Below are 26,449 nucleotides of genomic sequence, written 5' to 3'. Positions count from 1 at the left end.
GTCCTTTTAAACAAAAAATAAATTAATTTTATATTCTATTTTATAACTATATTGAGAAAAATACAATTAATTTCGAGAAAATAGAAGTGTATCTCCTACTAAAAGCACCACATCACCTTTAGGAGTTACGTATGAATCCCCTCTTTTAATCGAAACAATCAACATTCCTGATGGAAGTTCTAACTCTTTGATTTTTTTATCCACATACTCAGAATCTTCATGAAGTAACATCTTCTTCAGTGCCAACTCCTCTAATTCATCCATTTCAATAGCGTTCTCTGTTTCAATCTCCTCTTCAAATAGATTCAACTTTTTTCCGACATACTTCAATGTCATCCCTTGAAGTAAAACTGAGAATACAACAATATAAAACGTTAGATTAAACATCCCTTGAGCATTAGGTAATCCCTCTGTGACAGCCATCGTTGCAAATATAATTGGAACAGCTCCTTTTAGTCCAGCCCAAGATATAAAAAGTTTCTCTTTCGAAGAAAATTTAAATGGAAGTAACAATCCATAAACAATAAGTATTCTAACAACAATAATCATAATTACAGAGAGTAAACTTCCTACCGCTATATAACCAAGTAGTTGACTCGGAAAAACAAGAAGACCTAACATTACAAACATCCCTATTTGCATAAACCAAGTTATAAGTCTCATATTTCTGATAGAGTTTAATTTATAGTTAAACTTTTTATTTCCAACCATTATTCCAGCTATATATATAGCTAAGAATCCATTTCCATCAAAAACTGTAGCCAACCCAAAACATATAAACAGCATTGCTATAAGATGAATCGTTAAAAACTCCTCTCTCACTATTTTTATATAGTTCGCTAAAGGCAGAGTTATTCTTCCAAAGATATAACCTATCATAGCTCCTAAAGTTATCTGTTTTAATAAAAATATAACTCCTACAACTAAAGATGGGTTTTCTCCCTCTTTGAAAAACGAAAGAAGAAATAGTATCAGTGCATAAGCCATAGGGTCATTACTTCCAGATTCAATCTCAACAACAGATTTAACATCTTTTTTTAACTTCGAATCTCCTAGTATTGACATAACAGCCGCTGCATCAGTCGATGAAACCATTGCACTGAAAAGTAGTGACTCTTTCAAAGTAAAATCAGTTAAATAATACACAGCAACACTGGATAATCCCGCTGTTAAAAGCACACCTAAAGTTGCCAAAATTCCGCTCGGACATATTGATTTTCTAACATCTGCCTTATCTGTTTCCAATCCACCTGAAAATATTATAAACATCAAAGCTATCGTTCCTATATTTTGAGCAACTAAAGCATTATCAAAATATATTCCTCCAACTCCTTCTGAACCAGCTAACATTCCTACTAATAAAAACATTATTAACAAAGGAATCTCCAATTTTTTAGAGATTCTTATTGAAAATAAACTGATAAGTATTATAATTCCAACTACTAATATTTCAACACCCATCTATACACCTACCTTGAAATAAAATATATAAATATATATTCTAAAAGCTTAAAAGACATAACTCCTACGAGTAACAAATATGATCCCACAAACATAATTAAAAAAAGAACCTTAAAAAATCTTTCCATAAAGCTCTCTTTCTTTTGTAAAATTTCATTCTCTTCAGTTATTAATAGTTTTTTCATTTTTTCCTCCAATTTTTATATAATATATATTTTCTGAAAAAACTATTTTTAAATTCTTAAAACTCTATTTTCATCTCTATTTAAAATTGTATAAGTTAAGTTTTTATATGAATATTTTTTTAACAACTCTTTATCTACAAAACTAATTTTTAAAATTGGAGTAAAATTAGAATTAATTAAATAGATTTGAGTTTCATTTTCATCGATATCTTCATCTTTTTTATTTCTATTTGAGCTATTTAGAAGCTCGATATTTTTCTTAGAAATATTAAGCACAATATGCTTATCTTTTTTTTCGTTTTTCAACTCTTTTATTTCAGAACTTACAAAAGTATATAGGTTTGCTTTATTTTTAGCTTCCTCCCTAATACCTCCAAAAATTGAAATAATAGAAAGAAGCAAAAATAAAAATATTTTTTTTCTCATATTTTCACCTCTGAGCTTATTATACATCGAAAAAAAAACCATGTAAACTATTGTTTACATGGCCTAATAATTAATGCCCGCAGCTACATCCACATCCACCAGATGCTTGACCTTTCTCGTCAACGAATCTAGCGATTTGATCTAATCCTACGTAAGATTGTGTTCCACTACATTTCTCTACTACTAAACAAGGTACAGATCTAATTCCATACATTGCTGCTAACTCTTGGTTCTCCATTGCGTTTATAACTTCTACACCCTCTGTATCTGCTAATAACTCTTTTGCTGGTCCACAGTATTGACAAGTTGGTGTTGTAAATAACATTATTCTCATAATTTCTTCCTCCATTTATACTTATTCTGTATATAATACATATAATATAAAACTTTAGTTTAAAAGTCAAGAATTTTATTTTTCATATTCTACCAATATAATAGGGTCCTCTATAAAAAATGCAGGACATCTCCATTGAGGTAGATTTTCTAAAACATACCCTTTTTCTTTTGTTGCAATTAATATTTTTTTCTCAGCTTTATTTATAGTTTCCATACTCAACGTTATTCTTTTATACGGATGATTTGAGCTTTCAGTTATAAGAGTCGGTTCTTCAACCTCTACATCATCTAATGTAAAAATTGAACCTGTATGACCATCTTCTCCAACTCCTAAATAAACTGCGTCAAATTTTATATCCCCTTTAAAATATTTTAATAATCTTTTTTCATAATCTATTTTAGAATCTAATGGTGTTTTTAAAATTTCAACTTTGTGTATATTTTTTTCTGGAATCTCTATCTTATCTAAAAGATTTTTTTTTAATAGATTGTAGTTACTATGCTCACTATCTAAGGGAACAAATCTTTCATCTACTAAAAATATATTTATCTTATCCCAATCAATATCCTCTTTTGATAATTTTGTAAAAAACTCTTTCGGTGTTCTTCCGCCTGAAAAAGCGATATTAACTATTTCTTTTCCATAAGTTGTTTCTTTAAATATATCAATGGCTTTTTTAAATAAATCCACTTTCTTTGAAACTTTTATCAACCTCATAAGATTCACCCCTTCTTAAAATATAATTTACTCTATATACTTTTCTCTATAATTCTCCTGATAGTTATACTTTAGAGTTCCTTTTTTATTTTTAGCACCCACTAACGAATAACTACCATCTCTGTTTTGTATTCTTAATTTTACATTATCTTTTAAAATATCCTTTAAAAATTGTGTAACTTTTTTTCTATCATCTTTATTTTCTAATGGAAATATTGTTTCAACTCTTCCATCTAAATTTCTTCTCATACAGTCTGCACTTCCTAAATAAAGCTCTTCATCTCCATTATTTTCAAAGAAATATATTCTATCATGCTCTAAAAATCTTCCTACTAAACTGTATACTTTTATATTTTCACTCAACCCTTCAATACCACTTTTTAAACAGCAAGCTCCTCTTACAATTAAAATAATTTCAACACCTGCTTTAGAAGCGTCATAAAGCTTTTCAATTATTCCTTGATCTGTTAACCCATTTACTTTTATTGTAACTTTTCCTAAACCACCTTTTTTAACATTTTCAATCTCTCTATCTATAAGTTTATATAAACTAGGTCTTAAGTGTGTTGGAGCAACAATCAATTTTTTCCAATCATCAATTATAGAAAATCCTGTAAGTTTATTAAATAGATGACTTGCATCTATTCCCATCTCTTCATCTTTAGTAAAGAATGAATAATCAACATATAACTTAGCTGTAGAATCATTATAGTTACCAGTTCCTAAGTGAATATATCTTTTTATTCCATCATCCTCTTTTCTAATAACCAAAAGACACTTAGCGTGAGTCTTTAGTCCACTCAGTCCATATATTACATGGCACCCTGCTTCCTCTAACTCTCTAGCCCATTTTACATTTCTTTCCTCATCAAATCTTGCTTTTAACTCCACAAGAACAGTTACTTGTTTTCCATTTTCAGCAGCTTTTTTTAAATATTTTATTATTGGAGAATCTCCACTCACTCTATAAAGAGTTTGTTTTATAGCCAATACTTTTGGGTCTTGAGCTGAAACTTTAACCATGTCGATTACATGTTCAAAACTTTCAAATGGATGTCTCAACAGTATATTCCTCTTAGATAAAACTCTAAACAAATTTTCTCCAGCTAGTTCTTTATAATACTTTGGAGTATTCTTTACAAATCGTAACTCCTCTGCTCCTACTACTCCTACAACACCCCATAAAAAAGTTAAATCAAGTGGGCCTAAAACCGAATAAAAATTTTGTTCCTCTAGTTCTATCTGCTCTTTTAAAAACTCTAAGCTTTTTTTAGATACTCCATCTATATATTCAACCCTAACAGGATTTCCCCATTTTCTATTTTTTACCTCTTTTTCAATCTCTGAAAGTAAATCCTCAGCACCATTATTATCATCAATTCCTAAGTCTTCATCTCTTGTTATTCTAAAATGTCCAATATCTATTATTTCATAGCCATTAAACAATCTCTTCAGATTATTTTTTACCACCTCTTCTAAAAGAATAAAACTATTTCCTCCCGGAAGCTTTATCAATCTGTTGATTACTCTAGGTACTTCAACAATAGCAAAAGATATTCCATCTTTTTCCTTAACATTTAAAATTAGATTTATAGCTCCACTATTTAAATGAGGAAATGGTCTAAATGTATCAATTGCCATAGGTGTTAAAATCGGAAATATTGTTTCACTGTAATAGTTCTCTATAAATCTTAACTCTTTTCCAGCTAATTCATTATAATTTTTTATAGATATCTTTCCATCTTTTTTTATTTTCTCCATTATAGATGTGTAATACTTATATTGCTTATCAACAACATCTGTAACCTCTTTTTTTATCATCAACAGCTGCTCTTTTGGAAGAAATCCAGCCATATCTCTTAACTCTAAATTTGATTCCTCTTGAGCTTTCAATCCAGCTACCCTAACTTTGAAAAACTCATCAAAATTTGAACTTACAATAGCTAAAAACTTCAATTTTTCTAAAAGTGGATTTTCAACTCCTTCTGCTTCCGACAAAACCCTCTTATTAAACTCTATCCAGCTCAATTCCCTATTGTAAAAATCCTTTCCAGTATAAGCCATTACTCCCCAAACCTCCTGTTTATTTTAAGCTCTACATCTAAATCAAAAAGATATTTAAATAACTTTGATTGTTTTTCAAAACTACTTTTCTCCATATAAAAATCTTCATCTGTATCAAACTCTATTACTAAAGTATTACACTCTAATCTAATCTTCTCATTATATAGCCTCTGTTTTTTTCCTCTATCAAGAGCTGTCGCTATCTTTATTATGGCTACTATTTTTAATAGCTTTATTAGCTCTTCTCCTTTAAACTCGTAGTTATAAAGTTCTTCTAATTTTGCACTAGCAGTATGAGCTCTAACTATAAAAGCTATCTTTTCAATCACCTCTTTATTCAAACCAAAAATTGTTGTATTCTCTAAAATATAAGCTGAGTGTTCACTATGCTCTTTAAAATCTATTACTTTTCCTATATCATGAAGATAAGCTGCTACAACAAAATATCTATACTCCTCTTTTCCTAAAGAGTGATATTTTTTCAAATTTTCTAAAAGTTTTAAACCTATATCTTTTACAAACTCTGAGTGTTCCTTGTCAAAATCAAATCTTTCTCCTAGCTCTATCACTGAATCTAATGTTATTTTCCATAAAGTATCATCAAATTTCTTTTTTAACTCTGGATAAAACTTTTCCAATGCACAAATATCCTTTATATTAAAATTTAAAAATTTAATCTCTTGAATTTCAAAATAATCACAAAAGCTTATAATTAAACAAAGTGATATAACCATCAATTTTGCCATTGATAAAGTACAACCATACTTTAAGGCTATCTCATTATAAGAGTGCTCTTGAATATATTTTAACTTATCTTTCAAATCTGCTAAAGTTATGCTTTCAAGAGGTTTTTTAGAAAATAATATCTTCATTACTTTCTCTTCTAACTCTCCCTCTAAAATTAACTTTTTTATTACTTTACGTCCAATTCCTTTTCTCACAAATTCAACATAACTCTCCATATAGTCACAAATAAAATCAAACGCCTTTTTAGAGTGAATATTATTTTCTTCTAAAATAGAATATAATTTTTCAACACCCAAGTTTATATTTTCATTTATTGAGAGTTCACCTTTATAAAAAAGATAAACACTTGAACTAAATGATTTCATATTAAAAAATAACCTGCTATCCTTTTTAGAAAATATATCTTTTTCAGAATAGATAACCTTTTTTATCGAAAGATATGTTTTTTCATTTAAATCTATATCCTCTACAGGTATATTTACTTTTAATTTAATCTGATCAACTATCATTGGAAAGTTACTTATATTTTTAAAAAAATCACTAAATATAATTTTTTTATCTAAAACTCCATAATCTCTAGATAAATTGTTCATTTTCTTTAAAATATCACACATCTTTCTCATTTTTTCTAAAGATATCTCATTTTTCTCTCTCATCTCTTTAAAAATATTTATATCCTCTGTTATTTTTTCTAAAACTCTATAACTACTATCCCTCTTTTCATAAATTCTCATCTCTATAAAAGTTGAATTAATCTCAATTACCGCATAAGTCAGCATAATCCCCACCCTATTTTTTCAATTTAAACTTTAGCTTTTTATCGAATGTATTTATAAATTTCTTTTGAGAAATAAATAGATCAATCACTTTTAAATCCTCTTCATCTTTTTCTTTTATATAAAATACAATCTCATCCTTATTCACTTCTATATCAAAGTTTTTTTCATCTAATAATAAATCATCACTAAAGATATTAGTGATATTCAAAATTTTAGAAAGCATCATAAACTCATCTACTTCATAATCCTCAAATAAATCTTTGTATTTTTCTAGTCCTTTATATTTTTTATTTCCTCTAGCTACAATTAAAGCTGCAGCAATTAACTCCTTTTGTTCTACTCCTTTTATCCCTAAGTTTAATATCATATACGCAGAATGTAAAGGGTAGTTTACATAATTTATACATTTCCCTATATCATATAAGTATGTCACAATTTTTATTATCTTTTCATTTATAGAATTAAAACTATACTCTTCGTTTATTTTTTCATATATTTTTTTAAATATTTTATACTGCTTTTCTTTCAGAAATGGATTTACACTTAATATCTCTACTACATCTTTAAATCCATCTTCAAATGGATTATCTACTACTTTTCCACATTCACTTAAACGTTCGTAAAGAACCCCCTCTCTAATTCCATAACCACTTATTATTAACTCTTTTAATTTAAAATATGTTAAAACCTCTTCAACTGCTATAGCTGCTCCTATAAACATATCCGCTCTAGCCTTAGATAAACCTTGGACATCCTGCTTCTCTTTATAGTCCAACTCTTTTAACTTTTTAACTACATCCTCTACTCCTTCAACGCTAACTCTATAGTTATGAAGTAGCTCTAAAGGGTAGTTATTCATATAAAGATGAACTCCGCCTATATTTCTAACCGTTCCTCCAACACCTATCAACGGTAAATTTTTGATGTTATCTTTCCATTCAACAAATTTTAATTCTTCTCTTATGAATTCTCTTAAAATATTTTCATCTTTTTTTCCTAATTTATCTTTCAAATCAACAACCTCTGATAAAGTTACAGCTCCAAAATTCAAACTCACTCGTTCTAAAGCTTCTCTATTTTTAAAGTGAACAATCTCTAAACTTGATCCACCCAAATCTATTACTACTCCTTCGTTTATATCTAAAGTATTTATAGCTCCTTCAAAAGAGAAATAAGCTTCATCCTCTCCTTTAAATACAATCACATCTATTCCTGTGGTTTTCAAAATCTCTTTTAATAACCACTCTCCATTTGTTGCAATTCTTAATGCCGCAGTTCCAAATGCTACAATTTCATCTACATTATTTTTTAAGCAAACTTTTTTGAAAAGTTGTATTGTCTTTAAAGCTAAACTTATCTTCTCTGCTTTTAACTCTTTCTTTTCGTTAATTCCCTCTCCAAGTCTAATTGTTTCTTTTATATCCTCTATCGGTATAAAAGCTTTATTCGGTGTTATCTCATAGATAACCATCCTTATAGAGTTTGATCCTATATCCATAACACATATTCTTTTTCTTACATTCATCCTGCCCCTCCAAATTTTTTATATTTTTAAGGATTTACTGTTTTTTTCTAGATATTCCTTTCAAAATAAAATTCAATATCTTTATTTTGAATTTATAAAAGGAAATGTTATCAATTATATGTACTCTAACTATATGATAATATAAATTTAAGGAGGCGTCTATGACTACAAGCCATAATTCAACAGATCTTGTTAATATAAGAGATCTTTTACCTGAAGATATACCTATTCTTCCTCTTGTTATAAGACCTATTTTTCCAAATATTTTAACTCCTATTGCATTTACTGGAGAAGATTTTTTACAAGCAATAAAAGACGCTGAAGAACACTATAACGGTTTTATTGGACTTGTTTTTGTTAAAGATATCGATGATAATGACTATTTTAATTCTAACCTTTATGATGTAGGAACTGTTGTTAAAATTAATAAGGTAACCTCTATTTCTCAAGATTCTGTTCAAGCTATTGTTTTTGGTGTAGAGCGTTTTAAAAAGAAAAAAGTAGTCCCTGGTAACTCTAGATTATGTTGGAAAGTTAAATACAACAAAGAAACTAGTGATTCATCAATTGAATTAAAAGCTTATATGTTAGCAATTATGACTTCTTTAAAAGAAATTTTTGAAGTTAATCCTATTTTAAAAGAGGAGTTAAAACTTTTAGTTTCTCAAGCATCTTATGATCATCCAAGTATCTTTATTGATTTTGTTTCATCGATGCTAAAAGCAGAAGCCAAAGATTTACAAGAGCTTTTAGAAGAGTTTAATATAAACAATCGTTCTCAAAGACTATTAACTATGTTAAAAAAAGAGTTGGAGATATCGCAACTTCAAGCTAAAATCTCTAAACAAATTGAGGATAAAGTTAGTAAACAGCAAAAAGAATATTTTTTAAGAGAACAACTGAAATTAATAAAGCAAGAACTTGGCTTAGAAAAGGATGAAAAATCTGCTGTCGTCGACAAAATAGTAGATAAAATAAATCATATTCATCTTTCGCCAGAAGCTGAAAAAATTGTTAACGAGCAACTGGAAAAACTATCCATTCTAGATCAAGGTTCTCCTGAATACCACGTTGCTAGAACCTATGTGGAATCTATTGTTGAACTTCCTTGGGGAGTTTTCTCTAAAGATAGATTGGACATTAAAAAATCTAAAATGATTTTAGATAGAGATCATTACGGATTAGAAGATATTAAAAACAGTATCTTAGAGTTTGTGAGTACTGTTATAAAAACAGGAAATGTAAATGGTTCGATTCTTTGCCTTGTTGGTCCTCCTGGAGTTGGAAAAACATCTATTGGAAAATCTATTGCTGAATCTTTAAATCGACAATTTTATCGATTCTCTGTAGGTGGAATGGTTGATGAAGCAGAAATAAAAGGTCATAGAAGAACATATATTGGAGCTATGCCTGGAAAGATTATTCAATCACTGAAGCTTGTCCAAACTTCAAACCCAGTTATTATGATTGACGAGATTGATAAAATTGGAAATAGCTTTAGAGGGGATCCTGCCTCTGCACTTTTAGAAGTTTTAGACCCCGAACAAAATAAAGATTTTTTAGATCACTATCTAGACATAAGATATGATCTTTCTAAAATACTTTTTGTTACAACAGCTAACCAACTAGATACAATTCCTAGGCCACTATTAGATAGAATGGAAATAATTCATCTTTCTGGGTACATACTTGAAGAAAAGCTTCAGATTGCACAAAAATATCTAATTCCTCAACAATTAAAAGCACACGCTTTAGATAATAAAGAGGTTACTATCAGTAAAAATGCTTTAAAATTTATAATAGATAAATATGCTAGAGAAGCTGGTGTTAGAACTCTTGATAAATGTATTCGAAAAATTATGAGAAAAGTTAACTTGAAAATTGCTGAAGGGAATACAGATAAAGTTAGAATAAATGAAAACAATGTAGAATCCTATTTGGGAGCTCCAATATTTACAACTGAGGAACTTTATCAAAAAGAGATTCCTGGAGTAACTCTTGGATTGGCTTGGACATCTCTTGGTGGAGCTACTTTATATATTGAGGCTACAAGCATTAGTAATAAAGATAGTGGACTTAAACTGACTGGGCAACTTGGGGATGTTATGAAAGAATCCGCTGAAATTGCTTACTCGTACATTAGATCTCTTCTTTTTAAAGAGGATAAATACCCAACTGAAATAAAAGAGTATTTTGATCATAATAGAGTACATCTACATGTTCCTGAAGGTGCAACTCCTAAAGATGGTCCATCAGCTGGTATAACTATGGCTCTTGCTCTTTACTCACTAGCAACGAATACACCTATAAGAAAAGGTATTGCTATGACAGGTGAGTTAACTTTAACTGGAAAAGTTCTTCCTATCGGTGGTGTTAGAGAAAAAACTATTGCTGCTAGAAGAGTTGGTATTTTTGAGTTGATTTTGCCTAAGGACAATAAAAAAGATTTTGATAGACTTCCAGATTTTTTAAAAACTGGAATAACTGTAAACTATGTTGATTATTTCATTGATGTTTTAAAGTATGCAATTAAATAGATAAAATAGGAGTGCTTTTGCACTCCTATTTTAGTTCTATCTCTTTTATAATCTCTCCATTTAAATCTTTAATATAAAAACTATTATTCTCAAACAATCCATAACTATTTTTATTCCCACCTTTTGGAAGAGTTATCGACCCAGGATTTAATATATATAAGTTATTTTCATATTTTGCTACTGGAAGATGTGTATGTCCATATATAAATATATCACCTTCTGAAAGATTTGGAAGCTTATCCTCATTGTATATATGTCCATGAGTAGCAAAAATTCTCTTACTATTAATAAACAAAATAGAATAATCTGACATAAGTGGATACTCTAATAACATTTGATCCACTTCACTGTCACAATTTCCTCTAACAGCAATTATTTTTTCTTTATACTTATTTAAAATTTCTGAAACCTCTTTTGGATTATAATCTTGAGGAAGTGGATTTCTTGGACCATGATATAGTTCATCTCCTAATATTAATAAATAATCTGCTTTTTCTTTAGCATATGCTTCTAAAGCTTTTTTTAAATAATAACTTGAACCATGAATATCAGATATCACAAATATTTTCATAATTTTATCACCTCATTTTTTTCTAATTATATATTAATTTTTCTTAAAAAAAAAGGAATTTATAAATTAATTTTTAATAATAGCTTAGAAAATAGTTGCCTTTTGAATAGCAAAATGGTATACTTCATGTCGAGTATACTTTAATTTTGTATATTCATACTTAATATTTTAAAAGGAGGTTATCATGGCTCATAGAATTAATGAAGATATCTGTATCGGATGTGGAACTTGTGAAGCAATCTGTCCAGTAAGTTGCATTTCTGAAGTAGATGGTGGAAAAAGAAGAATCGACGAAGACCAATGTATCGACTGTGGTGCTTGTGCAGGTGCTTGCCCTGTTGAGTGTATTGCTCCAGCTGAATAAATTTTAATGAGAGATCAGTATTGATCTCTTTTTTATTATAAAGTTTTAACCCATTCTGGACTTAACTTCTATACATTTTTGTATTTTTATATTTTTGTGGTATAATAATAATAAAAAATGCTTGGAGGTCAACGTGGAAGATAAATTTTTAATAGAATCTTTAAATAGCCTACTTAAAGATGATCTTTTTAAAATTTTAGCTAAATTTAATATAAAAATCGCTAAAAGTACTGTAAAAGGAAAAATTATAGAAAAAATTGTTGAGGCTTATGAAAATAATTCAAATACTTTCTTAGAGATTTTTTCTAAGGATACAATAACTTATCTTTCTCAATTTAACATTGAGAATAGTAAAGTAAGTGAAGAGGAGTTCTTCGAATATGAGGAGTTCTTATTACCTCTACAAAGTTTTGGATTTATTTCTAAAACTGTTATAAAAGAAAAGGATAACAACCATTATGTTCTTTCAACATGGTTCGTTGAAAGAATTAATTCTTTATCTGAAAAAGATGAAAATAAAACTCTTATAGATTTCTATCAAGAGTTAGAGATGCTAATCCTAGGAATGATTAGATTCTATGGAGTTGTTGATGAGCACAAATTATTAGAGCTATTAACTCCTACATTTAATGATATCACTCTTGAGAAAATACATGCTTTCATTGATTCAAGATGGATTTTAAATGTATTTATCTCTAAATTAGAAGATTCTGGAAGTAAAACTATCTACTTAATTGCAGACTCTGTTTCTGAACCTGTAGATATTTTACATGAAACTATCAAATATGAAGGATTAGATTATAAAGTTTTAACTAATGATGAGTATAAAAACTATTGGAACTATTTCTATATCGAAAAAACTCAAGATGTAGCTGATTTAATAGCTCTTTTAATGTCTCATAAGTTACAAGGTCCACAAATTGGTTTTGAAATAACTACTATTATTGATAGATTAAAAAATAATTTATCTGTTGAGTCTATAGTTGAAGATGTAAAAACAAGAATCACATTTGAAAGTTCAAATTCTGAGTCTATCTTCCTAACTTTAATTACTAGAATCTCAAAATCATTACCATTATGGATTTTAAAAGGACATACTTACACAGAAATTTTTGGAGAAAATCAACCTCCTAGAACTGTTACAAAAATAGGTAGAAATGAAAACTGTCCTTGTGGATCAGGTAAAAAATATAAAAAATGTTGTGGAAAATAAAAAAATAGGAGCTAGCTCCTATTTTTTTTATTTAATTATATTTGGTTTAGTCAATTTCTATACTGTTATAGTATAGTATAATACAGATTTTGTCAAGATAATATTTTGATTAATACGCTCTAATAAAAAAGGTTGGAATACTCCAACCTTTTAATTATTAAAATCCTGCTAATAGCATTGATGCTCCTGGACCTATTGGAAGTCCACTCATCATCCAAATTGCTAAGAAAATTGACCATCCAATTAAGAAAACAATCGAATATGGAAGCATTACTGATATTAATGTTCCTAACGATGCTTTCTTATCATATTTTTGCATGAACACTATTATCATTGCAAAGTATGACATTAATGGAGATATTATATTTGTAGTTGAATCTCCTATTCTGTATGCAAGTTGTGTAAACTCTGGTGAGTAACCTACTCTCATTAACATAGGAACAAATACTGGTGCTAAGATAGCCCATTTAGCTGATGCTGATCCCATGAATAGATTTAAGAATCCTACTATTATTATAAATCCTATTACTAATGGAATTCCACCAATTCCAGCTGCCTCTAAGAAATCTGCTCCTTTAACTGCTAAAATTGTTCCTAAATTTGTATATCCAAAGTATGCTATAAATTGAGCTGCGAAGAATACTAAAACTATATATCCAGCCATTCCTTGCATTGATTTTGTTAACATACCCATTACATCTGAATCACTTTTAATTGTTCCTATAGATTTTCCATAAGCTAATCCTGGAAGTGCAAAGAATAATACAATTACTGGTACTAATCCATTTCCTAAGAAATTCTTACCTAAAGCTAAGTAAATTGGAACTAATAAGATTAACATAACTACAGTTGCTATCCCTGCTGCTCTTAAAGCTTTTTTCTCTTGAGCTGTTACTTCTTGGAAATCACTTCCACTTTCACCAGTATATTTTCCTAATCTTGGTTCTACTATTTTATCATTTATTAAAGTTCCTAAGAATGTAATTACAAATGTTGAAGCCATCATGAAGTACCAGTTTGCTGTTGGTGCAACATAATATGTTGGATCAAGTATTCTTGCTGCTTCTGTTGATATTCCTCCTAAAAGTGGATCGATTGTTCCTATCAATAAGTTAGCTGAGAATCCTCCAGAAACTCCAGCAAAGGCTGCTGCTAATCCGGCTATTGGATGTCTTCCAAATGATATAAATATTAGTGCTGCTAGTGGTGGTAAAACAACATACCCAGCATCTGATGCTACGTTTGACATAATTCCTAAGAATATAACCATAACTGTTACTAATTTCTTTGGCGTTGATAACGCTACTTTCTTTAAAATAGCTGCCATTAATCCTGATCTTTCAGCTATTCCTATACCTATAATTGCAACTAAAACTGTTCCTAACGGTGCAAACCCAGTAAAGTTATTTACCATTGAAGTAAATATATAGTTTACTCCCTCTTTTGTCATAAGAGATTTAGTAGCAATTACCATCTCTTCTGTTTTCATTGTTTTTCTATTGATTCCAACGAAATCAACTGACCAACCTAAAGCTCCACCTATTCCTGAAATAATTACAACTGTTAATGCTAATATTGCAAATAGTGTTGCTGGGTGAGGTAAAGCATTTCCCCCTTTTTCAATTATGTTCAAAAACTTGTCTATGAAACTCTTTTTTTCTGTTCTTTTTAATTCAGCCTGCATAATCCCCTCCATATTGATAATTTATTTTCATTTTATATCAAAATGCTTAATAAACTTTCCAGTATTGTATAAAGAATATCATACTTTTGTACAAATTAAAAAGATTAATTATATATATGTTTTATAAAAAAAATATATATTGTTCGTCAATTCGTGCTTTTTGCGAACGTTTTTTTATTTTTTTAGATATTTTATTTTATTTTTTTAAATTTCTTATCTAAAGTTGTTAATATTTCACATGAATTTTTTGTAACTAAAATATCATCCTCTATTCTAACCCCTCCAAAATCAGGAAGATAAATTCCAGGTTCTATCGTTATAATCATCCCCTCTTTTAAAACTTTATTTTCAGCTTTAAATGAGATTCCTGGGTACTCATGAATCTGTAATCCAAACCCATGACCTAACCCATGACCAAAATATTCACCATATCCCCTTTCTTTTATAAAGTCTCTTGCTATTGCATCTAACTCATGAACTGTAATACCAGCTTTTACAGCTTTAATAGCTCTTTCGTTTGCTTCTTTTACAATCTCATATATCTCTAAATGCTTCTGTGTTGGATTATCTCCAATATAGAATGTTCTCGTTATATCTGAAGCATACCCTTTATAAAAACATCCATAATCTATTGTTAAGAAACCTTCTTCTACTAGCTTTTCACTTGCTACTCCATGAGGTAAAGCTGATCTTTCGTTAGAAGCAACGATAATATCAAATGAAGCTTTCGAAGCACCCAATTTTCTCATTTGATACTCTAATTCAGCAGCAATCTCTCTTTCTTTAATTCCAATTTTAATTTTTGGTAAAGTCTTTTCTAAGGCTACTTCTGCAATTTTTACAGATTCTCTTATTATTTCTATCTCTTCCTCTGATTTTATCTCTCTTTCTTTTATAAATGTATCATCTAAATATACAAACTCAACTTCTGGAAAATTACTTTGGAATAATTTAAACTGATCAAGAGTAACACTTTGATTTTCAATTGCAATTTTTTTCACTTCAAACTCTTTTAGTAACTCTCCTACTTTTTTTAAAGTAGATATATTTTCGCAAATCAATTCAAATCCATTTTTTTCTACTTCATTTTTACCTTGAGATACATATCTAAAATCTGTTATAAAAAACCTTTTATCTTTTACTGCTAATGCCGTTCCAGTTGTTCCTGTAAAATCTGTAAAATATCTTACATTTAGTAGACTTGTTATTAAAATTGCATCTACCCCTTTTTCTTTCATTAATCTTTCTAGCTTCATTTTTTACCCCCTTAAAATATTATTTTTCCTCCACCGATAACTAAATCATCGCTATATATAACTAAATGCTGTCCTTTAGCATTTTGTGGATTTTCCTCGTCATATTCAAAATATATTTTTTCATTCTCTTTAATAACTTTTCCATAAAAACCTAAACTAGAAAATCTAGGTTTTGCAAATACTCTCATCTCCAAAAGAGTTTGGAATGGAATCTGAGTTTTAAAGTCTTCTAATTCAACTTTTTTTCTATATAACTCTATATAGTCTCCCAAAATTATTTCATTTTTTTCTGGAATAATATCTATAATAAAGTATATTTTAGGAAATAAAACCCCTAATCCTCTTCTTTGTCCAATTGTATATAGTTGATACCCTTGGTGTTGACCTAAAATTTTTCCACTATTATCTACAAAGTTTCCTGGTTTTATTTTATCACCTAAAGCTTTTTTTAAAAACTCTAAATACCCCTCTTTTGCAAAACAAATTCCTTGGCTATCTTTTTTATCATGAACTTTCGCTCCATAACTTTTAGCTTTTTCTCTAACTAATGTTTTTTCATACTTTGCTAACGGAAAAATCATTCTATCAATTATTTCAGAATCTATTCTATACAGCATATATCCTTGATCTTTTCTTGTATCTGCTGGTTTTTTAAATAAACTTTTATTGAATCTATTATCTCTACTTACTTCACAATAATGCCCTGTTCCTATATAGTAAGCATCTTTTAAATTTGCAGTTTCAATCAACTTTTTCATTTTTATAATCTCGTCACAAACTACACAAGGAGATGGAGTCATACCCTTAGAGTATTCATCAACAAAGTATTTTACTATTTTTTCATTGAACTCATCTACTATATCTAAAATTATATGCTCAATCTCTAACTCTTTGGCTAAAGCTATTGCATCCTTTAAATCTTGGGACTCTCTTTGCTCTTTACTTACAACTAAAGTAACTCCTATTACTTCAAAACCATCCTCTTTTAACATATATGCAGAAGTTGAAGAATCAACTCCTCCACTCATTCCTAATACTATTCTCTTCTTGTTCATATTCTCTTTTTGTTTATATTCTCCTCTATTTTTTTGCTATATGGATTGAACCTATATTATATTTTTTTATTTCGTTTCCTACAAATACCTCAAGAGTTCCATCTTCTAAAATATCTCCTGCTATTCCACTCTCTTCTTTATCAAAATTTACAATCTCAATTCTTCTTCCGTATAGGTAATTAACTTTATTTATTTTCTCTAAAATCTCTTTCCATTTTCCAATTTTAAACTCTTCAAAGCTCTTAAAGAAATCTGAAACTATTGTAAGTATAACCTCTTCTAGATCATACTCTTTTCCTGTTTTTTCTCTCAGTGACATTCCTTTATCTTTTGCTTCTTCTAAATTCAAATTATTTACATTTAATCCTATTCCAATTATATAATAATCTTTTATCTTTTCAACTAAGATTCCACTAATTTTTTTATCTTCTAAATATAAATCATTTGTCCATTTAAACTTATAATCTAAATTCTCTATTTCTTTTAAAGAATATAATAACGAATACCCTACTAAAAGAGGAAGCTTCATATATTCTTCATCTTGTATTCCTAAATCATGCTTTAAGGCAAAAGAAAATAATGCTGCACCTTCTGTTGATACCCATTTATTTCCTCTTCTTCCTCTTCCTGCATTTTGAACTTTTGCAATTGCTAAATCTTTTTCTAAGACATCATCTTTCTCTCTTAAAAATCTATTAGTCGAATCTATCTCATCAAATCTATATATTCTCATATTTTCTCCTTAAAATAAAAAATTAGGCAGAGTTCTGCCTAATTTTTTTAGTCGTTATATCCTTCAGGATTTTCTTTATGCCATTTCCATGCTGTCTCTATTATTGAATCTAACGAAGCATACTTAGGTTTCCACTTTAATTCATTCATAGCTTTTTGAGAGCTTGCAACTAATTTTGCAGGATCTCCAGCTCTTCTAGGAGATACTTCAGCTGGTATTTCATGCTTTGTAACCTTTCTAGCTACCTCTATAACTTGTTTAACTGAGAATCCCTCTCCATTTCCTAAATTATAAACTGTACTCTCTCCACCATTTTTTAATCTATCCAACGCTAATATATGTGCATCAACTAAATCCATTACATGAACATAGTCTCTAATACAAGTTCCATCCTCTGTTGGATAGTCATCTCCATATATTCCTATTTTTTCTCTTTTTCCTAAAGCAACTTGTAATATGATAGGAATTAGATGTGTTTCTGGACTATGGTCTTCTCCAATCTCTCCTGTTGGATATGCTCCAGCTACATTAAAGTATCTAAGAGCTGTATATTTTATTCCGTAAGCATAGTCGTACCACTTTAATAGTTTCTCAACCATTAATTTACTTTCACCATACGGATTTGTTGGATTTGTTTCATCTATTTCAAGTATTGGTATATTTTTAGGTTCTCCATATGTTGCTGCTGTTGATGAGAATACAATGTTTTTTACTTCAAACTCTTTCATTGTGTTAAGTAAATTCATTGTTCCTAAAACATTATTTTCAAAATATTTAGCTGGATTTGTCATACTTTCTCCAACTAATGAATCAGCGGCAAAGTGTATAACCCCCTCTATTTTATTCTCTTTAAAAACTCTTTTTAAAAACTCTATATCTCTTAAATCCCCTAATGCTAACTTAACATCTTCAGATACTGCTTCTACATGACCTGTTTGCATGTTATCTAAAACAATAACCTCTCTCTTTGCTTCTAATAAAGCTCTAACCGCATGACTTCCTATATATCCAGCTCCACCACAAACTAATATTGCCATCTTTCTCCTCCTATGGTTTTTCTTTATTATATTTTCTTTTTAATGTCCAGTCAATCCCTTAAAATCTCTTTATAGCTATTCTTATTTAATTTATTAAAAAAAGATGTTCTTTGTAAAAATAGCTAGATTAAAAATCTAGCTATTTTTTATTATCTTATTTTATTTAAAATTCCCATTCCATATACAGGACCAGTATGCGATGCTATTGTTGCACCAATCTCCATTCTAGATCTGTAATCTAATTTCTTAGTTTTTTCAGCTATACTTCTTAATTGATCAGCTGCTTCTAACTCATTACGAGTTCCACCCCAACCAGTATACATTATAATAGAGTTCTTTTCGTTTTTAATAAGTTTCTCCATATAAGATAAAGCGCCTCTTTCTCCAAGTGCTTTAGCCTCAATACAAACTTCACCGTTCTCTAATTTTAAAACAGGTTTTATTTTCAAGAATCCACCAATAACTGATGATGCTCTTCCTATTCTTCCACCTTTTTCTAGGTACGATAACTCTTTTACAACAAAGTAAACTTTCATTTTACTCTTAGTTTCATCTATCCATTCAATAATTTCATCAAAAGCTTTTCCATCTTTTACCATTTTAGCAGCTTCAATAACTATATGAGCTAGTGCAAATGTTACAACTTTAGAATCTACTATCGCTATATCATCCTCTCTATTTAACATACCTCTCGCTACTCTTGCAGCTTGTTGAGTTCCACTTAATTTACTTGAAATATGAATAGATATAATCTTTTTATATCCTCTTTCTAATAACTTTTCATAAAGCTCCTTGAACTCAGCTGGTGATGGTTGTGATGTTTTTGGAACAACACCATCTTTTAATAACTGTTTCCAGAATTCACCTTTAGACATATCCACACCATCTCTGTAGTAAGTGTCTCCTGCTAATTTAATTTTTAATGGTATAATATCTACATCTAGACCTTTTATCATCTCTGGTGTTAAATCTGATGTAGAATCTGTTACAATCGCTATTTCAGGTAACTCAGGATTTCTATTTGTTACATATATGTAGTAAGGATAATTTTCTTGACCAATTACTAAATCTGAATATTTAACTGTAGATTTAATTCCTTTTAAAACCTTATTAGCTTCTTCAGTTGAACCCTTTCCAATACATGCAAATATATTTAAAGTCTCACTGTTTACACACATCTTATATACACTTTCAATTGTCTCTTCTAAAGTTAATCCTTTAGCTTTTATTTTACCATTAATTAAAGCTATATAATCTCCTTGAGCTATAACTAATTCATCAACCTTTGTATCTCTTACTGCTTGAGTTATTTCAATTGATGTATTAAATGGAAGTTGCTTTAACATCTCATCCATTCCAAACTCTTTATTTTTTACAACATACTCTCCTTCTAGCATAGTTTTTGTTTCTAAAACCATTACTTCTTTAGAAGATCTTTCAGCTGCAATCTTTGCTGATGATATGATATTTTTATTATTTGGTAGAATAACAATTTTGTCAGCCTTTATTTTATTAATTCCCTCTTCGATATCTGCAACACTCGGATTTTGAGTTTGCCCTCCTATTAAAACGGCTGTTGCTCCATTATCTAAGAATAAGTTACCTAACTCCATATTATCAACAATAGCAAAGTAAGCAATTGGTTTGCTATTTTCATTTTGAACTAAAACTTTTCCTCTTTTATCAACTTTATAATGCTCTGCATCAGCTAATAACATATTTTTATGTTGAATCTCCATGTTATCAATTTTTATATTTGATAAATTTCCTAATTGACCAGCTATTTCTAAAACTAATCCAGGATTATTTGTATGTATATGAGTTTTTGTCTTCTTTGAAGTTTGAGCACAAACCATAGAGTCTCCATGATTTACAATTTTTGATTTATAATCATCTAAATCAAAATCTCCAGATTCAATTACAAACTCTGTACAATATTTAAATTTAATATCTTCAAAAACATGATTTCCTGAATGTTCCATTATATCTTTTCTTTTAGCTTGTGATTGAACTATTCTTTCTAAATCATGTAACATATCTGGATCTGTAACAGATTTTTCAAATCCCTCTAAGATATAGAATATCCCTTGACCTCCAGCATCTACAACTCCAGCTTCTTTTAACTTTGGTAATTGATTTGGAGTTTCTTGAACAGCTTCTTGTGCTGCTTCTTTTAAGTATACTAAGAACGGAATAAAATCATCCGATGGTCCTGTATATTTTTCAGCTTCTTCAGCAACTCTTCTTATAACTGTTAACATAGTTCCTTCTACAGGTTCACTTACAGCTTTATAAGCTTTTTCTTTTGCTATTCTGAAAGCAACTTTAACATCATCTACTCCAACTTCCTCTTTAGTTCTTACACCCTCTAAGAAACCTTGAATTATTTGTGATAAAATTGTTCCTGAGTTTCCTCTAGCTCCTAAAAGTATAGCTTCAGATACTATCTCTGCTAACTCCTCCATATCAGGTTCATGATTTAATTTAATTAACTCATTCTCAACCGCTTGTAATGTCATTGACATATTTGTTCCTGTATCTCCATCTGGAACAGGATAGACATTTAGATCATTTAAAACATCTGAATATTTTGATAACCATCTACTTGCTGCGATTAACAGCTTAGTTAATCTTGTAGAATTCAATACCTTTACTTCTATATTCATTATTTGCCTCCATTATTAGAATGTAGGTGGATTTACCACCCAAAGAGCTCTAGCTCTTTTATCTGTATTATTTTTAAATCTATGCTTTTGACTAGATTTAAAATAGAAACTATCTCCTTCGTGTAAGTTATGAATAGCTTCCTCTATATATATATCAATACTTCCTTCAAGAACAAATATAAACTCCTCTCCAGGATGTGTATAATAGCTTCTTCCACTTTCTCCACCAGGTCCAATCTCATATAAAATTGGCTCCATACTTTTCTCTATATTTGATGACGTTAAAAGTGATAATGTTGTATTCGAATCCACACTCTCTACAAATTTTCTCTCTTTGGCTCTAATTAAATCAGAGTTTTTCTTTACCTCTTCATCTTCAATTAGATAACTAACTCTTACATCTAATGAGTTTGCTATTTTCTTCAAATTCTCAATTGAAGGAGATGCTTTTCCTTGTTCTATTTGTGATAAAAAGCTAGCTGATAAATCAACCATTGTTGCCAACTCTCTTAATGATAATGATTTCTCATTTCTGCTTTTTTTTATTCTTTCTCCTATACTCACTTTCTATTCATCCTCCTCTAACATTTTATATAGTTCAAATAGACTATGGAGAACTGCTTTTCTTCTTATTCTCTCTCTATCCCCTGTGAAATTGAATTTAAAGCTTTTAATTTTATCTTTAACCTTAAGACCTACATAAACAAGACCTACAGGTTTTTCTAAAGTTCCACCATTTGGACCAGCAATTCCAGTTGTTGAAATTGCAACTTTTGCTTTTAATCCAAAAACCATCGCTTCTGCTACTTCTTTACTAACAGCTCCATATCTCTCTATTATATTTTTATCAACATTTAACCGATTTATTTTTGATTCGTTACTATATGTTACTAATCCCTCTATAAAAATTTCTGAGACTCCAGATAATCCTACAATAGTTGAAGCTAACATTCCACCAGTACATGACTCCGCAACAGCTAATGTGTAATTTTTACTTTTTAAAAGATTACAAACTTTTTCTTCTATTTTCTCTTCGTCTTCAGTTACAATATATTTTCCTATACTATTATATATCTTTTCCTTAATTTTTTCCACTGTGTTTTTAAAGCTCTCTAGTGTTTGCATCCTCACTATTATACCATAATCCTTAACTAAAAACTCATATTCTATATTTGGTTCTGTAAAAAACACTTTTATCTTCTCTTCCAATATAGATTCAGGAATTCCTGATACAACAATATCTTTTATGTAAATTGGATCTACATTTTCACAATAGCTCTCTGTATAGTATTTTAAAAACTTTGGAAACATATTGTATAACTCTTTAGGAACTCCTGGGAAAGCAGCAATTCCATTTATAAAGAATGCAGGTGCCATTCCTACATCATTTTTTATTGAAATGGCTCCTTCTGGTTTCTCAACCTCTTTATAATTTTTCTTTAGAAACTCTATATTTAATTTTTCAAATTTTTTCTGTATTTCAACTAATTCATCCTCTTCAACTATCATTTTTTTATTTAAAAATTTACTGATAGCCTCTTTTGTTAAATCATCATCTGTTGAACCTAAACCACCTGATAAAATTACAAGTTCATTTCTTTCTTTTGCAAACTTTATAGCTTCAATAACTTTTTCTAAAGAGTCACCTACTGTCAATTTAAAATCTATTTTTATGCCTACTTTATTTAGCTCATTAGCCATAAATACACTATTTGTATCTAAAGTTGCACCATTTAATAACTCTGTTCCAACCAATATTAAAGTACATCTCATCTTATCTACCTCTTAGAAAAATATAGTCCAAATACAAACCATTAAAAAGTTTCCAATTACTCCAGCTAAGAAATCATCTAAAACAACCCCAACTCCATTACCAAAAAATTGTGATTTATAAATTGGACCTATCTTTGTTATATCAAAGAATCTAAATATAATAAATCCTAAAATTATAGCTGCTGTTGTTTCAAAAATTCCAACTGGATTTATTAAGAATAAAGTAGTTAAAAATCCTAGAACCTCATCTATCACAACTTTTTGTGGATCTTTCTCTTTGAATATCTCTCTTTCAGCAATATCACAAACGTAAACTGATATAGCGAAAAAGGTCATTAAAAACATAAAATAAAAAGAGTTATATATCATATTATTTGGAAATATTCTTTTTAATAAAACCAATCCAATATATAAAGGTATTCCACCCAATGTTCCAAATGTTCCTGGAGCTACTGGCATATCTCCTAATCCAAATACTGTTGCTAAATTTCTAACTAGCCTTATATTCACTTAAAACACTCCTTTTTCATAGTTATAAGGTCTATACTCTCCCTTACCTTCTAAAATATTTTTTATTTCATCCTCTGTTTCTGTTGTAAATTCTAAAACTAATTCTGAAACTCCTATCTCTTCTAGATATTCTTTATCTTCTAATATATTTAATGGATGCTCTAAGTAGATTTCACTATTCCCTAAATCATTTTGAATAATTGTAAACTTATCGCCTTGCTCATTTTCAATAACTTTTTGCTCTTTTCCACCTAAAGATAACTCAGTATACATAGCTCTTGGTCTTCCATAAGCTAAAATAGCTTTCTTAATTTTTGTTTCTCCCATCTCTTCTAATCTTCTATAGCTTATTTCTGGAGACAATATTATTGTATCTACATTTTTTAATGTTGAAAATTGATCAAATGCATAACGATTAGAAATATTCAAATTCCAACCTAAAGTTATTTTATCATTTTTATTTTCTAACGCTTGGTATAAATTTGTAGCCATATTATTATTTAAATCAATTTTATCTAAAATACCCTCTCTTGCTACATCATAACCTTTATTATAAATCTTTTTTATTCCTAAAGATTCTAAAATATCTCTTTGTTCTTTATTTGAAACTATAGCTGATACTATAATTTCTTTCTCTATAGTTTCCACTCTAGGAAGCTTTTTTATATCTTCAAAAACCTCTCTTCTATAACTCACAATTAACTTTTCTAAAAGCTCTTTTACAACATCTCTTTTCATCTGTTTTAATACAGATATTGGTAAAAATATATTTTCATCAATATCTATATTTCTTACAACTCCTTTAAATGTTGTATCACCTATTTCAAGAATTTTTTCCTCTATAACCTCTTTTGAAGTACCTTTATTTTTTGCTAATTCAACAATATTTTCAGATAATATCTCTGCTGTTACTAATTCTAATCTATTATTAAGTGTTGAAACTTTTATAGATGCATTTTCTCCAACTTTAGCAGTAAAATTAAATTCTATTAAATGTTTCTTATCTGTAGTTTTTAATTTTTGCTCTATTAAATCACTTATCTCTTTAGAGTAATTTCTATAAACATACTTTGTTCCAGTTGGTAAATCTCTTAATACTATAGTTTCTCCAGGATTAGCTTCTCTTTTTCCTCTTTCAAACCTTGTATCAATTTTATTTATATAAGTTCCGCCAATTTTTTCATAATCTTTAGATAAAAATGTAACTCCATCACCTAAAATTATTTTTTCATTTAATTTCAATCTATTTTCTTTAAGTTCTCCCAAATTTTTACCTAAATGACTTGCGAACTCTTTATTCATTATTTCAGGTCTATTTTTATAGAAGTATCCAGTACTATATCCTCTATTAAATATTTGAGAACTCTTCTCCTCAACATTCTTTCCATCTATTAAATCTTTATAATAACTTACTGTTTGGAAAACATAGTTAGGCTCTTTCATTCTTCCTTCTAATTTAATACTATCTATTCCAATCTCTTTTAACTTTTGAATCTCATCAAATCCATAAAGTTGATCTTTAGGACTTAAAGCATATCCCTCATCTTCACCTTCAGAACTATATTTTTTTCTACATGGTTGAGCACACATTCCTCTATTTCCACTACGTCCGCCAATAAAACTACTCATATAACAATTTCCAGAATATGATATGCAGAGTGCTCCTGAAACAAATATCTCTAATTCAATTTCACTTTTTTCTCTAATCTCTTTTATCTCTTCAAATGATAACTCTCTTGGTAAAACAACTCTCTCAAATCCAATAGATTTTAAGTAATTTGCCTCTATATGATTTGCAACAGTCATTTGAGTACTTCCATGTAGTTCAAGCCCTGGATAATTTTCTTTTATAAATTTTGCCAATCCAAAATCTTGAACAATTACAGCGTCTAATCCATGCTTATACAACTCTCTTAAGTTGATTGAAATAGCTTCAATCTCTACATCCATCATAATTGTATTTAAAGTTAAAAATACTTTAACTCCTCTTTCATGAGCGTAATCTAAAGCCTCTTTATACTCTTCTAATGTTAAATTTACAGCATTTCTTCTCGCTCCAAATCCTTTTAAACCCATATAAATCTCATCAGCACCTGCTTTTATTGCGGCGTGAAATCTTTCTATACTACCCGCTGGGGCAACTATTTTCATATTTTTCCTCTTTCTATATCATATATAATTTTTTTTACTTTAATTTCTAATTCCTCTAATGTTCCATTATTTTCTATAATAATATCAGCTTTTAAATTTCTTTCATCTCTAGATATCTGATTCGAAACAATTTTATTTATAAGTTCCTCATTTATTCCATCTCTTTTCTTTATTCTTTCTATCTGTAATTCTGAGCCTATATCTACTACTATAACCTTATTACAATACATTTCTAAGTTAACTTCAAATAATAAAGGAACATCAAAAATTACTATCTCATGGCTTTGAAAATATTTCGATGACAAATCCTTATAAATTTTTAAAACCTTTGGATGAACTATCGAATTTAAAATTTTTAATTTTTCTGGCTTATTAAAAACTTCTGTTTTTAATAAATTTTTTTCAACAGAGTTATCTTTTAAATTTACAAACTCTTTTCCTAATCTTTCTTTAATTTCCTCTTTTGTTGTATCACTTTCTAAGATATTTTTAGCTATTAAATCTGCATCAAAAACTTTTAATCCCATAGATAAAAATATCTTGCTAACTGTCGATTTTCCACTACCTATACCACCAGTTAATCCCAATATCATTATTATCTCCTTAAAATCGAATATATTATATTTTAACATATTTTCTGACTTTTTTTGTAAAAAAA

At 29.0% G+C, this 26,449-nt stretch carries 23 protein-coding genes; 3 read left to right on the top strand and 20 right to left on the bottom strand.

What is annotated here, in order from left to right; all coding sequences use genetic code 11:
- Positions 1–66: 66 nt before the first annotated feature.
- The 8 genes from Q0O83_RS04625 to Q0O83_RS04590 all read right to left on the bottom strand — a co-directional run bounded on the left by Q0O83_RS04625 (position 67) and on the right by Q0O83_RS04590 (position 8,241).
- Positions 67–1,461 (bottom strand): potassium/proton antiporter, encoded by a 1,395-nt coding sequence (locus Q0O83_RS04625; RefSeq protein ID WP_294094558.1) that lies wholly within the window; start codon positions 1,459–1,461, stop codon positions 67–69.
- An 8-nt stretch (positions 1,462–1,469) separates the two neighbouring features.
- The gene (locus tag Q0O83_RS04620; RefSeq protein ID WP_294094556.1) at positions 1,470–1,646 is read right to left on the bottom strand and encodes a hypothetical protein; all 177 of its coding nucleotides are present in this window, start codon (positions 1,644–1,646) and stop codon (positions 1,470–1,472) included.
- A gap of 48 nt (positions 1,647–1,694) precedes the next feature.
- Complete coding sequence (locus Q0O83_RS04615; protein ID WP_294094555.1) at positions 1,695–2,072, bottom strand: hypothetical protein; 378 nt, start codon at positions 2,070–2,072, stop codon at positions 1,695–1,697.
- A 70-nt stretch (positions 2,073–2,142) separates the two neighbouring features.
- Positions 2,143–2,406, bottom strand: a complete 264-nt coding sequence (locus tag Q0O83_RS04610; RefSeq protein WP_294094553.1) for a glutaredoxin domain-containing protein — start codon at positions 2,404–2,406, stop codon at positions 2,143–2,145.
- 75 nt (positions 2,407–2,481) lie between these two features.
- Positions 2,482–3,126, bottom strand: a complete 645-nt coding sequence (gene pgl, locus Q0O83_RS04605) for a 6-phosphogluconolactonase (RefSeq protein ID WP_294094552.1) — start codon at positions 3,124–3,126, stop codon at positions 2,482–2,484.
- 27 nt (positions 3,127–3,153) lie between these two features.
- A complete protein-coding gene (gene ppk1 / locus Q0O83_RS04600; RefSeq protein WP_294094551.1) occupies positions 3,154–5,190 on the bottom strand; it encodes a polyphosphate kinase 1 in 2,037 nt (678 codons plus the stop codon).
- Positions 5,190–6,716 (bottom strand): HD domain-containing protein, encoded by a 1,527-nt coding sequence (locus Q0O83_RS04595; RefSeq protein ID WP_294094550.1) that lies wholly within the window; start codon positions 6,714–6,716, stop codon positions 5,190–5,192. The genes ppk1 and Q0O83_RS04595 overlap by 1 nt, the downstream gene beginning before the upstream one ends.
- A 10-nt stretch (positions 6,717–6,726) precedes the next feature.
- Complete coding sequence (locus tag Q0O83_RS04590; RefSeq protein WP_294094548.1) at positions 6,727–8,241, bottom strand: Ppx/GppA phosphatase family protein; 1,515 nt, start codon at positions 8,239–8,241, stop codon at positions 6,727–6,729.
- 161 nt (positions 8,242–8,402) lie between these two features.
- On the opposite strand from Q0O83_RS04590, the gene lon reads away from it, so the two are divergent.
- Complete coding sequence (gene lon, locus Q0O83_RS04585; protein WP_294094546.1) at positions 8,403–10,778, top strand: endopeptidase La; 2,376 nt, start codon at positions 8,403–8,405, stop codon at positions 10,776–10,778.
- Between the two features lie 25 nt (positions 10,779–10,803).
- On the opposite strand, the gene yfcE is transcribed toward lon, so the two are convergent.
- Positions 10,804–11,349, bottom strand: a complete 546-nt coding sequence (gene yfcE / locus Q0O83_RS04580; protein WP_294094545.1) for a phosphodiesterase — start codon at positions 11,347–11,349, stop codon at positions 10,804–10,806.
- 184 nt (positions 11,350–11,533) lie between these two features.
- On the opposite strand from yfcE, the gene Q0O83_RS04575 reads away from it, so the two are divergent.
- Both Q0O83_RS04575 and Q0O83_RS04570 read left to right on the top strand, forming a co-directional pair.
- Positions 11,534–11,713 carry a 4Fe-4S binding protein gene (locus tag Q0O83_RS04575; RefSeq protein ID WP_023049759.1) on the top strand — a complete coding sequence of 60 codons (180 nt, stop codon included), beginning with the start codon at positions 11,534–11,536 and terminating at the stop codon, positions 11,711–11,713.
- 133 nt (positions 11,714–11,846) lie between these two features.
- A complete protein-coding gene (locus tag Q0O83_RS04570) occupies positions 11,847–12,926 on the top strand; it encodes an SEC-C metal-binding domain-containing protein (protein ID WP_294094544.1) in 1,080 nt (359 codons plus the stop codon).
- 157 nt (positions 12,927–13,083) lie between these two features.
- Here the strand turns inward: Q0O83_RS04570 and Q0O83_RS04565 are convergent, their stop codons facing one another.
- From Q0O83_RS04565 to coaE, 11 genes are all read right to left on the bottom strand, one after another.
- Positions 13,084–14,610: an AbgT family transporter gene (locus Q0O83_RS04565; protein ID WP_294094542.1), complete on the bottom strand. Its 1,527-nt coding sequence runs from the start codon at positions 14,608–14,610 to the stop codon at positions 13,084–13,086.
- Between the two features lie 191 nt (positions 14,611–14,801).
- Positions 14,802–15,866 (bottom strand): aminopeptidase P family protein, encoded by a 1,065-nt coding sequence (locus Q0O83_RS04560; protein WP_294094541.1) that lies wholly within the window; start codon positions 15,864–15,866, stop codon positions 14,802–14,804.
- A gap of 11 nt (positions 15,867–15,877) precedes the next feature.
- Positions 15,878–16,921, bottom strand: a complete 1,044-nt coding sequence (mnmA, locus tag Q0O83_RS04555) for a tRNA 2-thiouridine(34) synthase MnmA (protein ID WP_294094539.1) — start codon at positions 16,919–16,921, stop codon at positions 15,878–15,880.
- A 25-nt stretch (positions 16,922–16,946) separates the two neighbouring features.
- On the bottom strand, positions 16,947–17,654 hold the full coding sequence (locus Q0O83_RS04550; protein WP_294094538.1) for a biotin--[acetyl-CoA-carboxylase] ligase: 708 nt from the start codon (positions 17,652–17,654) through the stop codon (positions 16,947–16,949).
- A gap of 47 nt (positions 17,655–17,701) precedes the next feature.
- Positions 17,702–18,691, bottom strand: a complete 990-nt coding sequence (galE, locus tag Q0O83_RS04545; RefSeq protein WP_294094536.1) for a UDP-glucose 4-epimerase GalE — start codon at positions 18,689–18,691, stop codon at positions 17,702–17,704.
- A 149-nt stretch (positions 18,692–18,840) separates the two neighbouring features.
- Positions 18,841–21,357, bottom strand: a complete 2,517-nt coding sequence (locus Q0O83_RS04540) for a DegV family EDD domain-containing protein (RefSeq protein ID WP_294094534.1) — start codon at positions 21,355–21,357, stop codon at positions 18,841–18,843.
- A 15-nt stretch (positions 21,358–21,372) separates the two neighbouring features.
- Entirely contained in the window at positions 21,373–21,921 is a 549-nt protein-coding gene (locus tag Q0O83_RS04535; protein ID WP_294094533.1) for a cupin domain-containing protein, read from the bottom strand.
- A 3-nt stretch (positions 21,922–21,924) separates the two neighbouring features.
- Complete coding sequence (locus Q0O83_RS04530; RefSeq protein WP_294094531.1) at positions 21,925–23,130, bottom strand: CinA family nicotinamide mononucleotide deamidase-related protein; 1,206 nt, start codon at positions 23,128–23,130, stop codon at positions 21,925–21,927.
- 12 nt (positions 23,131–23,142) lie between these two features.
- Positions 23,143–23,640 (bottom strand): phosphatidylglycerophosphatase A, encoded by a 498-nt coding sequence (locus tag Q0O83_RS04525; protein WP_294094529.1) that lies wholly within the window; start codon positions 23,638–23,640, stop codon positions 23,143–23,145.
- Positions 23,641–25,791 carry a U32 family peptidase gene (locus tag Q0O83_RS04520; protein ID WP_294094527.1) on the bottom strand — a complete coding sequence of 717 codons (2,151 nt, stop codon included), beginning with the start codon at positions 25,789–25,791 and terminating at the stop codon, positions 23,641–23,643.
- On the bottom strand, positions 25,788–26,384 hold the full coding sequence (gene coaE / locus Q0O83_RS04515; RefSeq protein WP_294094526.1) for a dephospho-CoA kinase: 597 nt from the start codon (positions 26,382–26,384) through the stop codon (positions 25,788–25,790). Before coaE ends, Q0O83_RS04520 begins: the two co-directional genes overlap by 4 nt.
- Between the last annotated feature and the right edge of the window lie 65 nt (positions 26,385–26,449).

The sequence above is a fragment of the uncultured Cetobacterium sp. genome, assembly GCF_945952365.1.
GTDB lineage: Bacteria > Fusobacteriota > Fusobacteriia > Fusobacteriales > Fusobacteriaceae > Cetobacterium_A.
The sequence above is the reverse complement of the archived record's forward strand: the minus strand, read 5'-3'. Positions and strand labels throughout refer to the sequence as shown.

Excerpts from the sequence above, each read along its gene's own strand:
- Q0O83_RS04625 (WP_294094558.1), bottom strand. The coding sequence starts at position 1,461 with ATGGGTGTTGAAATATTAGTAGTTGGAATTATAATACTTATCAGTTTA.
- Q0O83_RS04620 (WP_294094556.1), bottom strand. The coding sequence starts at position 1,646 with ATGAAAAAACTATTAATAACTGAAGAGAATGAAATTTTACAAAAGAAA.
- Q0O83_RS04615 (WP_294094555.1), bottom strand. The coding sequence starts at position 2,072 with ATGAGAAAAAAAATATTTTTATTTTTGCTTCTTTCTATTATTTCAATT.
- Q0O83_RS04610 (WP_294094553.1), bottom strand. The coding sequence starts at position 2,406 with ATGAGAATAATGTTATTTACAACACCAACTTGTCAATACTGTGGACCA.
- pgl (WP_294094552.1), bottom strand. The coding sequence starts at position 3,126 with ATGAGGTTGATAAAAGTTTCAAAGAAAGTGGATTTATTTAAAAAAGCC.
- ppk1 (WP_294094551.1), bottom strand. The coding sequence starts at position 5,190 with ATGGCTTATACTGGAAAGGATTTTTACAATAGGGAATTGAGCTGGATA.
- Q0O83_RS04595 (WP_294094550.1), bottom strand. The coding sequence starts at position 6,716 with ATGCTGACTTATGCGGTAATTGAGATTAATTCAACTTTTATAGAGATG.
- Q0O83_RS04590 (WP_294094548.1), bottom strand. The coding sequence starts at position 8,241 with ATGAATGTAAGAAAAAGAATATGTGTTATGGATATAGGATCAAACTCT.
- lon (WP_294094546.1), top strand. The coding sequence starts at position 8,403 with ATGACTACAAGCCATAATTCAACAGATCTTGTTAATATAAGAGATCTT.
- yfcE (WP_294094545.1), bottom strand. The coding sequence starts at position 11,349 with ATGAAAATATTTGTGATATCTGATATTCATGGTTCAAGTTATTATTTA.
- Q0O83_RS04575 (WP_023049759.1), top strand. The coding sequence starts at position 11,534 with ATGGCTCATAGAATTAATGAAGATATCTGTATCGGATGTGGAACTTGT.
- Q0O83_RS04565 (WP_294094542.1), bottom strand. The coding sequence starts at position 14,610 with ATGCAGGCTGAATTAAAAAGAACAGAAAAAAAGAGTTTCATAGACAAG.
- Q0O83_RS04560 (WP_294094541.1), bottom strand. The coding sequence starts at position 15,866 with ATGAAGCTAGAAAGATTAATGAAAGAAAAAGGGGTAGATGCAATTTTA.
- mnmA (WP_294094539.1), bottom strand. The coding sequence starts at position 16,921 with ATGAACAAGAAGAGAATAGTATTAGGAATGAGTGGAGGAGTTGATTCT.
- Q0O83_RS04550 (WP_294094538.1), bottom strand. The coding sequence starts at position 17,654 with ATGAGAATATATAGATTTGATGAGATAGATTCGACTAATAGATTTTTA.
- galE (WP_294094536.1), bottom strand. The coding sequence starts at position 18,691 with ATGGCAATATTAGTTTGTGGTGGAGCTGGATATATAGGAAGTCATGCG.
- Q0O83_RS04540 (WP_294094534.1), bottom strand. The coding sequence starts at position 21,357 with ATGAATATAGAAGTAAAGGTATTGAATTCTACAAGATTAACTAAGCTG.
- Q0O83_RS04530 (WP_294094531.1), bottom strand. The coding sequence starts at position 23,130 with ATGAGATGTACTTTAATATTGGTTGGAACAGAGTTATTAAATGGTGCA.
- Q0O83_RS04520 (WP_294094527.1), bottom strand. The coding sequence starts at position 25,791 with ATGAAAATAGTTGCCCCAGCGGGTAGTATAGAAAGATTTCACGCCGCA.
- coaE (WP_294094526.1), bottom strand. The coding sequence starts at position 26,384 with ATGATATTGGGATTAACTGGTGGTATAGGTAGTGGAAAATCGACAGTT.